Source organism: Planococcus sp. A6 (assembly GCF_028823615.1).
Lineage (GTDB): Bacteria > Bacillota > Bacilli > Bacillales_A > Planococcaceae > Planococcus.
Genome location: NZ_JAPEHT010000108.1, coordinates 1 through 11,456, shown reverse-complemented (window position 1 = coordinate 11,456; position 11,456 = coordinate 1). Strand labels below are relative to the sequence as shown.

Sequence of the window (11,456 nt, the reverse complement as noted above, 5' to 3'; positions counted from 1 at the left end):
CCGCCGACAGGCGACCCATCAGCACCGCTCAAAGCGATGATCTTCGATTCCTTATACGATCCGTACCGCGGCGTTGTTGCTTATATCCGGATCATGGAAGGCACCGTCAAGCCAGGTGACAAGATCAAGATGATGGCGAGCGGCAAAGAATTCGATGTCGTTGAAGCTGGCGTCTTCACGCCGAAAGTGACATTGCGCGACGAATTGACCGTCGGCGATGTTGGCTTCCTGACCGCTTCCATTAAAAATGTCGCGGATTCACGCGTCGGGGATACGATCACGCTTGCGGAAAACCCGGCACAAGAAGCATTGCCAGGCTACCGCCGTTTGAACCCGATGGTTTATTGCGGGATGTACCCGATCGATACATCGAAATACAATGATTTGCGCGATGCACTGGAAAAATTGGAGCTGAACGATGCCGCATTGCAATTCGAACCTGAATCCTCTCAAGCGCTTGGTTTCGGCTATCGCTGCGGATTCCTTGGCCTCTTGCATATGGAGATCATCCAGGAACGCATCGAACGTGAATTCAATATCGAATTGATCACGACAGCGCCAAGTGTTATCTACCACGTCCATATGACGGACGGGGAAGTGCTTAACATCGATAACCCGGCGATGATGCCGGACCCGCAAAAGATTGAATATGTCGAAGAGCCATATGTCAAAGCGACAGTCATGGTCCCGAACGATTTCGTCGGCGCCGTCATGGAAATCTGCCAGCAGAAGCGCGGCAATTTCATGACGATGGATTACCTCGACAACTCACGCGTCAGCATCATTTACGAATTGCCGCTTGCGGAAATCGTCTATGATTTCTTCGACCAATTGAAATCGGGCACGAAAGGCTATGCCTCGTTCGATTATGAATTGATCGGCTACAAAGATTCCAAATTGGTGAAAATGGACATTCTCCTGAACGCTGAGAAAGTCGATGCGTTGAGCTTTATCGTCCATAGGGATTTTGCTTACGAGCGCGGGAAAATCATTGTCGATAAATTGAAGACATTGATTCCCCGCCAGCAGTTTGAAGTTCCGATCCAAGCCGCTATCGGCCAGAAGATCGTGGCCCGTCAAACGATCAGCGCCATCCGGAAAAACGTCCTTGCGAAATGCTACGGCGGCGATATTTCCCGGAAGCGCAAATTGTTGGACAAGCAGAAAGAAGGGAAAAAGCGGATGAAGCAAGTAGGCTCCGTGGAAGTCCCGCAAGAAGCATTTATGGCTGTTCTCAAAATGGATGACCAATCCAAATAAACGAAAAAAAGGAGGCGGTTTTTCTGCCTCCTTTTCCTATTAGAAAGAAGGATTTTTTTATGGTAAAAGGCATGTATATCCATATCCCATTCTGCCACCAGATTTGTTTTTACTGTGATTTCAATAAAGTGTTCTTCAAAGACCAGCCGGTGGACGCCTATATCGAATCGATCGGCAAGGAATTGGCGCTGTGGAAGCAAGAAGGCGCACTGGACCATCCGCTTGAGACGGTTTTTCTCGGCGGCGGGACACCAACGGCCTTGACGCCTGAGCAGCTGGAGCGCTTGCTTGAATTGATACACCAGTATGTTCCGATGGCTGAAGGCGTCGAATGGAGCTCTGAGGCGAACCCGGATGAATTGACGCGCGAAAAGATGGAAGTGCTCTATAAAGGCGGCGTCAACCGGCTGAGCATGGGCGTCCAGACCTTCGACCAGGATCTGTTGAAGCGGTTGGGGCGCACGCACGCCAATGACGATGTGCTGCGTGCCGTTGAAACTGCACGCGAAGTCGGTTTTTCGAATATCAGCTTTGACCTGATGTATGGGCTGCCCGGACAGACGATGGCGCAATGGGACGAAACGCTTGAGCGCGCATTCGCATTCGGCATGCCGCATTTTTCGGCATATTCATTGATTATCGAACCGAAAACGGTGTTCTACAACTTGATGGTTAAGGGTAAGCTCAATACGGTGACCGAAGACTTGGAAGGCGATATGTACGAACGCCTCATGGATGAAATGGAAAAGCATGGCTTGCATCAATATGAAATTTCCAATTTCGCAAAGCCTGGCCATGAATCCCGCCACAATCTCCTGTACTGGGATAATGAAGAATACATCGGTGTCGGCGCGGGTGCCCACGGTTATGTGAAAGGCGTCCGCTATTCCAATCACGGGCCTTTGAAAAAATACATGGAACCGCTGGAGTCGGGTGAGCGGCCGGTGCTTGACGCGACGCAAGTGAGCGTCAAGGCGCAGATGGAAGAAGAGATGTTCCTCGGCCTGCGCAAGACGGCAGGTGTCGACATCGCTCATTTTGAAGAAAAGTTCGGCGCCCCGCTGGAAAAAGTGTACGGCGAGATTCTCCGCAGCGAAACGGCAAAAGGTAATCTGGCAATCGAACAGGGCCGTGTTAAATTGACGCATAAAGGCCGATTCGTCGGCAATGAAGTTTTCGAGCAATTTTTGCTTTCCTAGAAGCGCATCCGTTGACAAGCAAAAAAAGATTTGGTAATTTTAGTGTAGTCTTAGCACTCGAACTCATAGAGTGCTAACTGAGGTGATGATCATGTTAACAGAACGGCAGCTGCTCATTTTGAAAGTGACAGTCGATGATTATATCCAATCAGCGCAGCCGGTAGGATCGAACCAACTAGCTAAAAAGCCGGGCATCACTTCAAGTTCGGCAACCATTCGCAATGAATTGGCTGAGCTCGAAGGCCAGGGCTACCTCGAAAAGACTCACACATCCTCGGGCCGGATTCCGTCTCAAAAAGGCTACCGCTATTATGTGGACCATTTGCTGACGCCGAATCCAGTACCGCAACAGGACATTGTCCAGCTTCGTTCGGTTTTTGAGGAAAAAGTAACCGAAACCGAGGAAATCATCAAACGTTCGGCTGGCATCCTGTCCGAATTGACGAATTATACGTCGATTCTGCTGGGGCCGGATATCCGCAAACACGTCGTCAAGAAATTATCGATTGTGCCCTTGTCCCCGGGAATGGCGGTGGCGATCATCGTTACCGACTCGGGCCATGTGGAAAATCGGGTATTCTCCATCCCACCGGATCTGGATCCATCCGACATCGAAAAGATGGTCAATATCTTGAACGAGCGGCTCATCGGCGTCTCGCTGCACGATTTGCACACAAACGCTCGCTCTCTTGCGCCAGCATATCGAGCGCTACGGAGAATTGTTCCGAACGTTCAAGCAAGCATTGCTGCTTCCTCGAGCGGATAATGTGTATTATGGCGGCAAGCTGAATATTTTGAAGCAGCCGGATTTCCATGATATTCAGAAAATCCGTGAGTTGATGGATGTGATGGAAGAAGGGAAGCACATTCCTGAAATCCTGCCGATCGGCGCTCAAGGGCTACAGATCCGCATCGGTTCGGAAAATGCATTGGCGGCCATGGAAGATTGCTCGGTCATTACGGTATCTTATGATATCGGGGATGAGCAAATGGGCTCCATCGCTATTGTCGGGCCGAAAAGAATGGATTACCGCCGGATCGTCTCGCTGCTTGATTATGTAAGCGGCGATTTATCGAAAGAGCTGACACGGCTGTTTCAAGGAAAGTGAACCAAAGGAGGCACATATTTTGTCGAATGAAAAAGAAACGTTCAAACAACAAGACCTAGAGCAGGATACTGCACAACAAGAAGCGCAAGATGCTGTGGACGAAACAGCAGAAACCGCTGAAGGAACAGAGCCTGGAACTGTCGAATCATCCAATCAGCCACAAGCAGAAGAGCCAGTAGATGAGAAAGCTGAACTCCAAGCACAGCTTGAAGAAGAGCAGAACAAATACTTGCGCCTTTTGGCAGATTATGACAATTTCAAGCGCCGCACCAAAAAAGACCAGGAATTGGCAAAGCAATTCCGTTCCCAATCATTGTTGACAGATCTTTTGCCGGTCATGGATAATTTTGACCGCGCGCTTGCTGTTGAAGCGAAAAGCGAAGAATCTGCCTCTCTTTTGAAAGGTCTTGAAATGGTCAAGAAATCCTTGGCTGACGCTGTAGCGGCGGAAGGCTTGGAAGAAATCAAAGCGGTCGGCGAACCGTTCGACCCTCATTTCCATCAGGCAGTCATGCAGGAAAGCGATGCAGACAGCGAACCAGGAACGGTGTTACAGGAGCTTCAAAAGGGGTATACCCTGAATGGCAGAGTGCTCCGCCCGGCAATGGTAAAAGTGAACGAATAACTGAAATTCAATAACTGAAATTCAAGAATCTAATGTTAATGGAGGAATTTTAAATGAGCAAAATTATCGGAATTGACTTAGGTACAACAAACTCAGCAGTCGCAGTACTAGAAGGCGGCGAACCAAAAATCATCCCAAACCCGGAAGGCAACCGCACAACACCATCGGTCGTATCGTTCAAAAACGGCGAACGCCAAGTCGGTGAAGTAGCGAAACGCCAATCCATCACGAACCCGAACACGATTCAATCCGTCAAACGTTTGATGGGTACAGAGGAAAAAGTGACAGCTGAAGGCAAAGAATACACAGCGCAGGAAGTTTCTGCGATGATTCTTCAATACATCAAAGGCTATGCTGAAGACTACCTCGGAGAAAAAGTCACGAAAGCCGTCATCACGGTACCGGCATACTTCAACGATGCAGAACGCCAAGCGACTAAAGACGCTGGCCGCATTGCAGGCCTTGAAGTGGAACGCATCATCAACGAGCCGACAGCAGCAGCGCTTGCTTACGGCCTCGATAAAATGGAAAAAGACGAAACAGTCTTGGTCTATGACCTTGGTGGCGGTACATTCGACGTATCGATCCTTGAACTTGGCGATGGCGTTTTCGAAGTAAAATCGACTGCCGGCGACAATCGTTTGGGCGGCGATGATTTCGATAAACTGATCATCGATTACCTAGTGCAGGAATTTAAAAAAGAAAATGGCATCGACTTGTCAAAAGACAAAATGGCGACACAGCGCTTGAAAGATGCTGCTGAAAAAGCGAAAAAAGATTTGTCTGGCGTGACAACGACTCAAATCTCCTTGCCATTTATCACAGCTGGTGAAGCAGGACCGCTTCACATGGAGATGAATCTTTCACGCGCGAAATTCGACGAGTTGACTTCAGCTCTAGTTGAACGCACGATGGGACCGACTCGCCAAGCATTGAAAGACGCAGGCGTTTCCGCTTCAGAACTTGATCGCGTGATTCTAGTTGGTGGATCTACTCGTATCCCAGCTGTCCAAGAAGCTGTTAAGAAAGAAACAGGAAAAGACCCGCATAAAGGCGTTAACCCGGATGAAGTTGTTGCAATGGGCGCAGCTGTACAAGGCGGCGTATTGACTGGAGACGTTCAAGACGTGGTATTGCTAGACGTAACTCCATTGTCTCTTGGTATCGAAACAATGGGCGGCGTGTTCACGAAATTGATCGAACGCAACACGACAATCCCAACATCTAAATCGCAAACATTCTCTACGGCAGCGGACAACCAGCCAGCCGTTGACATCCATGTCATGCAAGGTGAACGCCCGATGGCAGCGGACAACAAAACACTCGGCCGCTTCCAATTGGCTGATATCCCGCCTGCACCACGCGGCGTGCCACAAATCGAAGTCAGCTTCGATATCGACAAAAACGGCATCGTCAGCGTAAAAGCGAAAGACCTCGGTACGCAAAAAGAACAGACCATTACGATCCAATCAAGCACAACGCTTACAGACGATGAGATCGACCGCATGGTAAAAGAAGCGGAAGAAAATGCAGAAGCAGATGCGAAGCGCAAAGAAGAAGTAGAACTTCGCAACGAAGCGGACCAAGCAGTCTTCACGACAGATAAAACAATCGAAGACCTTGGCGAAGCAGTTTCTGAAGACGAAAAGAAACAAGCTGAAGAAGCGCGCGATGAATTGAAGACAGCGCTTGAAGGCACGGACATCGAAGATATCCGTACGAAGAAAGATAAATTGCAAGAGCTTCTTCAAGGCTTTGCCATGAAAGCTTACGAGCAAGCTGCCCAAGAGCAACAGGGCGCTGAAGGCGAAGCTCAGCAAGGAAATGACGACGGCGTTGTTGATGCTGACTTTGAAGAAGTAAACGACGATAAAGACAAGTAAGATATGCAAGGCCGAAAAAGTCAAAGCAAAGCAACTGCTTTGGCTTTTTCAATGTCTTTGCAAGCGCAATTTAAACCGTGTACAATTACAGTTGACTGCAAGAGGGAGAGTGACCTATGAATAAGCGAGACTATTATGAAGTCCTTGGCGTTTCTAAGGATGCTTCAAAAGAGGAAATCAAGAAAGCGTACCGGAAGCTTTCCAAACAATATCACCCGGACATCAATAAGGAAGCGGATGCTTCCGAGAAGTTCCAGGAAGTCAAAGAAGCCTATGAAGTGTTGAGCGATGAGCAAAAACGCGCCCAATACGACCAATTCGGTCATCAGGATCCAAACCAAGGCTTCGGCGGCGGTGGATTTGGCGGTGCGGAAGGATTCGGCTTTGATGATATTTTCAGCACCTTCTTCGGCGGCGGCAATGCACCAAGAAAAGGCGATGATCTTCAATATTCCATGACCATCGATTTTCTGGATGCGGTATTCGGCGAGGAGACAGAAATTGAAATCCCGAAAGATGAAACATGCGAAACATGCGACGGTTCAGGGGCGAAGCCCGGAACGAGCAAGAAGACTTGCCCATATTGCGAAGGAACGGGCCAGTTGAATGTCGCGCAAGATACGCCGTTCGGCCGCATGGTCAACCGCCGTGCTTGCCACCACTGTGAAGGCACCGGCCAGATTATCGAAGAAAAATGCACAACTTGCCGCGGTGCAGGTAAAGTGAGAAAAATGAAGAAAATCAAAGTGACAGTTCCAGCCGGCGTCGATGACGGTCAGCAATTGCGCGTATCAGGACAAGGCGGCCCAGGCTTCAATGGCGGGCCAGCCGGAGATCTTTATGTGCTGTTCCGTGTCAAACCCCATGCGCAATTTGAACGCGACGGGGATGATATCCACCTGGAATTGCCAATTACTTATCCGCAAGCCGCACTCGGTGACGAGATCGAAGTCCCGACTGTTTCTGGAAAAGTGAAACTGAAGATTCCAGCCGGAACGCAAAACGGCGCCCGTTTCCGCCTGCGCGGGAAAGGCGTACAAAACGTTCACGGCTACGGTGTCGGCGATCAACACATCACCATCAAAGTGAAAGTCCCGACCAAGTTGAGCGAAAAACAAAAGCAATTGCTGCGTGAGTTTGCCGAAATTTCTGGGGATATCCCAGAAGAGCAAAGCAGTTCATTGTTCGACAAGATCAAAAGAACCATCAAAGGTGATTCATAATAGGCATTCATAGCCTTGGACAAATGGAAAACTCCCGTGCAATAGGGAGTTTTCTGTCTGTTACATAATTGTTCAATAAAGGAGCTGGTCGTAAGTGAAATGGTCTGAGCTGTCGATTCATACGACGAACGAAGCAATTGAATCAATTTCCAACATTCTGCATGAAGCCGGGGCGAGCGGCGTCGTCATCGAGGATTCCGAAGATCTGACGAAAGACCGTGAAGATGTATTCGGCGAAATCTATTCACTCGATCCAGAAGATTTCCCAACAGAAGGCGTCATTCTAAAAGCGTATCTGCCGGTCAATAGCTTTCTCGGCGAAGCCGTCGAAGGCATCAAGCTGGCCATCAACAATCTTGCAGAATTCAATATTAATGTCGGGCGCAATGTTGTCACGATCAGTGAAGTAAATGAAGAAGACTGGGCGACGTCCTGGAAGAAGTATTACCATCCGGTGAAAATTTCCAAAAGATTCACCATCGTGCCGACATGGGAAACCTATCATCCGGTTTCAAGCGATGAACTGATCATTGAACTCGACCCGGGCATGGCATTCGGAACCGGTACGCATCCAACAACTGTCATGAGCTTGCAAGCACTTGAAAAACATGTTGGCAAAGGCAATACGGTTATCGATGTGGGAACCGGATCGGGCGTACTCGCAATCGGTGCAGCCTTGCTAGAAGCAGCTTCAGTCAGAGCGCTGGACCTCGATGAAATTGCGGTCAAAGCGGCAGGATTGAATGTTAAATTGAACAAAGTACAAAACCGCGTCAATGTATTCCATGGCAATTTGCTCGAAGCGATCGACGACCCAGCGGACGTAGTCGTGGCGAATATACTCGCCGAAATCATCATGTCGTTTACAGACGATGCTTACCAGGCCGTCAAGCCGGGCGGTATCTACATCACGTCCGGAATCATCGCCCAGAAGAAAAACGACGTGAAGCAGGCGCTTGAAGCGTCAGGCTTTGTCATTGAAGATATCATGATGATGGAAGACTGGGTAACGATCATTTCGAAAAAACCGCTATAATGGGGTGTGACCATGCAACGATATTTTTTGGAAGATAAAGAATCCGCCAATGGTTATTTGACGATTACAGGAGACGACGCCAAGCACATCACCAAAGTGATGCGTCAATCAGTTGGCGAAGAATTGATCGCTGTTGTTGCCGGTAAAGTTTACTTGGCGAAAATCACCGATATTGACTTAGATGTTCAAGTCAAGCTCATCCGTGAGCTCGAGGACCGAAGCGAATTGCCGAAAAAAGTAACGATTGCTTGTGGCCTCCCGAAAGGTGATAAGCTCGAACTAATCACCCAAAAAGCGACAGAGCTCGGCATGAATGCTTTATTGCCCTACTCGGCTGAGCGCTCGATCGTCAAATGGGACGGCGCAAAAAGCGTAAAGAAAATCGAACGATTAAAGAAAATCGCCAAGGAAGCGGCTGAGCAGTCGCATCGCAGCCACATCCCTGACATCCAGGCGGTACACAGCTTTAAAGAGTTGGCAAATGCCGTGAAAAATTACGATGTAGTCATCGTCGCTTATGAAGAAGAAGCGAAAAAGAGTGGCGGAAGGCGGTTTGCCGAAATTCTGGAATCATTGTATGATAAAGACTCAATCTTGCTTGTTTTCGGGCCGGAAGGCGGCATTTCGGAAACAGAAGCGGCCGCACTCAAGGAAGCTGGCGCATTGTTCACCGCGCTTGGCCCGCGTATTTTGCGCACGGAGACGGCTCCGCTTTATGCATTGTCTGCAATATCCTATGAATTTGAATGAAAGAGGTGGCCACCGATGTCAACTGTCGCATTTCATACTCTTGGTTGCAAAGTGAACCATTATGAAACGGAAGCGATTTGGCAGTTATTCAAAGAACAGGGCTATGAGCGTACTGAGTTTGAACGTCTTTCCGATGTTTACGTCATCAATACCTGCACCGTCACCAATACAGGCGATAAAAAGAGCCGGCAAGTGATACGCCGTGCCGTCCGCTCCAATCCCGATGCGGTCATTTGCGTCACAGGCTGTTATGCACAGACATCGCCTGCTGAAATCATGGCAATTCCCGGCGTCGATATCGTTGTCGGTACGCAAGACCGGACAAAGCTCCTGGAATACATTGAACAATACCGCGCAGAGCGCAAACCGATCAATGCCGTGGGCAATATCATGAAGAACCGCATCTATGAAGAATTGGATGTCCCTGCCTTCACGGACCGTACACGCGCGTCGTTGAAAATCCAGGAAGGCTGCAATAATTTCTGCACGTTTTGCATCATTCCGTGGGCGCGTGGATTGATGCGCTCACGAGATCCGCAGGAAGTCATCCGCCAAGCACAGCAATTGGTCGATGCCGGTTATCAGGAAATCGTTTTGACCGGCATCCATACGGGCGGCTATGGGGAAGATTTGAAAGATTATAATTTGGCGCAGCTATTACGCGATTTGGAACAAGAAGTGAAAGGCTTGAAACGTCTGCGCATCTCATCAATTGAGGCGAGTCAGCTGACAGACGAAGTGATCGCGGTCTTGAAACAATCCAATATCGTCGTGCGCCATCTCCATATCCCGATCCAATCCGGTTCCGACACGGTCCTGAAACGGATGCGCAGGAAGTATACGATGGCGTTCTTCGCAAATCGCCTGGAGCGTTTGCGCGATGCCTTGCCGGATCTGGCGATTACTTCTGACGTCATCGTCGGGTTCCCGGGAGAAACGGAAGAAGAATTCATGGACACCTTCAATTTCATACGCGACCACAGGTTCTCGGAGCTTCATGTATTCCCGTATTCGATGCGCACCGGCACGCCAGCCGCGCGTATGGATGGCCAGATCGATGAAGCGGTCAAAAATGAACGCGTCCACCGCCTGATCGAATTGAACGATCAGCTGGCAAAGGAGTACGCCAGCCGTTATGAAGGCAAGCTCCTGGAGATCATCCCCGAAGAAGAGTCGACAGACCATCCGACAGGCGGCATGCTTGTCGGCTACACGGATAATTACTTGAAAGTCGCCATTTCTGGCGATGAATCGCTGATCGGAAAAATCGTCAAGGTGAAAATCACCAAGGCGGGATATCCGATGAACGAAGGGCAATTTGTCCGCGTGATGGACAATTTGCCTGTCTGAAAGAAAACCTACTAGTAGAATGGAGAACTGAATCATGACGAATATTGCATCTTTAATCGACCATACATTATTGAAAGCGGAAGCTACAGCCCCGCAAATCGAACAGCTTTGCAAAGAAGCGGCAGAATACAAATTCGCTTCTGTTTGCGTCAACCCGGCATGGGTCGCGCTTGCTGCAAAACAACTCGACCAGAGCGAAGTGAAAGTTTGCACAGTCATCGGCTTCCCGCTCGGCGCCTCGACTTCTGAAACGAAAGCTTTCGAAACAACAGATGCCATCGAAAAAGGCGCAGGCGAAATCGATATGGTCTTGAACATCGGCGCATTGAAGAGCGGCCAGGAAGATGTCGTGAAAGCGGATGTCGAAGCGGTCGTGAACGCAGCAAAAGGAAAAGCAATCGTAAAAGTCATCCTTGAAATCTGCTTGTTGACGGATGAAGAAATCAAATTGGCTAGCCGCTTGTCGAAAGAAGCGGGAGCCGATTTCGTCAAAACATCGACTGGTTTCTCTACCGGCGGTGCAACTGTCGAAGCGGTGCGTCTAATGCGCGAAACGGTCGGCCCGGAGCTTGGCGTCAAAGCTTCTGGCGGCGTCCGCAGCCTTGAAGATGTGGAGAAAATGGTTGAAGCCGGAGCGACTCGCATCGGCGCAAGTTCAGGAGTCCAGATCATGCAAGGCCTCACTTCAGACAACGATTATTAAGTATTGACGAAGGCTAATTCATGCGTTATAATTTTCTAGTATATAACACTTGTTGTTATTTGCTTCAACGTGTGTTCGGAGGGAGGGAAAAAGAGATGTCAAAAACTACAGTTCGTAAAAACGAATCAATTGAAGATGCTCTTCGCCGCTTCAAACGCACTGTTTCGAAGTCCGGAACAATGCAAGAGGTAAGAAAGCGCGAGTATTATGATAAGCCGAGCGTGAAACGTAAATTGAAATCAGAAGCTGCGCGTAAACGTAAATTTTAATTGACTTTGATCTTAAATGACTTTTAAAAATAGCAACGAACAGCTAAGA

Annotated in this window: 10 protein-coding genes and 1 pseudogene; all 11 read left to right on the top strand. The window is 49.0% G+C overall.

All coding sequences use genetic code 11. From position 1 onward, the window contains the following. Positions 1-1,260: translation elongation factor 4 (gene lepA, locus ON064_RS14130; RefSeq protein ID WP_274625262.1), on the top strand; the 1,260-nt coding region annotated here is incomplete at its 5' end. 59 nt (positions 1,261-1,319) lie between these two features. Continuing rightward, positions 1,320-2,459: a radical SAM family heme chaperone HemW gene (gene hemW / locus ON064_RS14125; RefSeq protein WP_274625261.1), complete on the top strand. Its 1,140-nt coding sequence runs from the start codon at positions 1,320-1,322 to the stop codon at positions 2,457-2,459. 91 nt (positions 2,460-2,550) lie between these two features. Beyond that, a pseudogene (gene hrcA / locus ON064_RS14120) lies at positions 2,551-3,568 on the top strand (heat-inducible transcriptional repressor HrcA). A gap of 19 nt (positions 3,569-3,587) precedes the next feature. Then, a complete protein-coding gene (gene grpE / locus ON064_RS14115) occupies positions 3,588-4,193 on the top strand; it encodes a nucleotide exchange factor GrpE (RefSeq protein WP_274625260.1) in 606 nt (201 codons plus the stop codon). Between the two features lie 53 nt (positions 4,194-4,246). Next, positions 4,247-6,076, top strand: coding sequence for a molecular chaperone DnaK (gene dnaK, locus ON064_RS14110; protein ID WP_274625259.1), 1,830 nt, complete (start codon positions 4,247-4,249; stop codon positions 6,074-6,076). Positions 6,077-6,192: 116 nt separating this feature from the next. Then, positions 6,193-7,299, top strand: a complete 1,107-nt coding sequence (gene dnaJ, locus ON064_RS14105; protein WP_274625258.1) for a molecular chaperone DnaJ — start codon at positions 6,193-6,195, stop codon at positions 7,297-7,299. 94 nt (positions 7,300-7,393) lie between these two features. After that, positions 7,394-8,335, top strand: a complete 942-nt coding sequence (prmA, locus tag ON064_RS14100) for a 50S ribosomal protein L11 methyltransferase (RefSeq protein WP_121300030.1) — start codon at positions 7,394-7,396, stop codon at positions 8,333-8,335. Between the two features lie 12 nt (positions 8,336-8,347). Continuing rightward, positions 8,348-9,085, top strand: coding sequence for a 16S rRNA (uracil(1498)-N(3))-methyltransferase (locus tag ON064_RS14095; protein WP_274625257.1), 738 nt, complete (start codon positions 8,348-8,350; stop codon positions 9,083-9,085). A gap of 15 nt (positions 9,086-9,100) precedes the next feature. Beyond that, positions 9,101-10,435, top strand: coding sequence for a tRNA (N(6)-L-threonylcarbamoyladenosine(37)-C(2))-methylthiotransferase MtaB (gene mtaB, locus ON064_RS14090; RefSeq protein WP_274625256.1), 1,335 nt, complete (start codon positions 9,101-9,103; stop codon positions 10,433-10,435). Between the two features lie 34 nt (positions 10,436-10,469). Then, positions 10,470-11,138 carry a deoxyribose-phosphate aldolase gene (gene deoC / locus ON064_RS14085; RefSeq protein ID WP_274625255.1) on the top strand — a complete coding sequence of 223 codons (669 nt, stop codon included), beginning with the start codon at positions 10,470-10,472 and terminating at the stop codon, positions 11,136-11,138. A 95-nt stretch (positions 11,139-11,233) separates the two neighbouring features. Continuing rightward, entirely contained in the window at positions 11,234-11,407 is a 174-nt protein-coding gene (gene rpsU, locus ON064_RS14080; protein ID WP_006828698.1) for a 30S ribosomal protein S21, read from the top strand. Positions 11,408-11,456: the final 49 nt, after the last annotated feature.

What these genes read in the sequence shown, in the direction of transcription:
- deoC (WP_274625255.1), top strand. Translation starts at nt 10,470, where the DNA reads ATGACGAATATTGCATCTTTAATCGACCATACATTATTGAAAGCGGAA.
- ON064_RS14095 (WP_274625257.1), top strand. Translation starts at nt 8,348, where the DNA reads ATGCAACGATATTTTTTGGAAGATAAAGAATCCGCCAATGGTTATTTG.
- hemW (WP_274625261.1), top strand. Translation starts at nt 1,320, where the DNA reads ATGGTAAAAGGCATGTATATCCATATCCCATTCTGCCACCAGATTTGT.
- dnaJ (WP_274625258.1), top strand. Translation starts at nt 6,193, where the DNA reads ATGAATAAGCGAGACTATTATGAAGTCCTTGGCGTTTCTAAGGATGCT.
- dnaK (WP_274625259.1), top strand. Translation starts at nt 4,247, where the DNA reads ATGAGCAAAATTATCGGAATTGACTTAGGTACAACAAACTCAGCAGTC.
- mtaB (WP_274625256.1), top strand. Translation starts at nt 9,101, where the DNA reads ATGTCAACTGTCGCATTTCATACTCTTGGTTGCAAAGTGAACCATTAT.
- rpsU (WP_006828698.1), top strand. Translation starts at nt 11,234, where the DNA reads ATGTCAAAAACTACAGTTCGTAAAAACGAATCAATTGAAGATGCTCTT.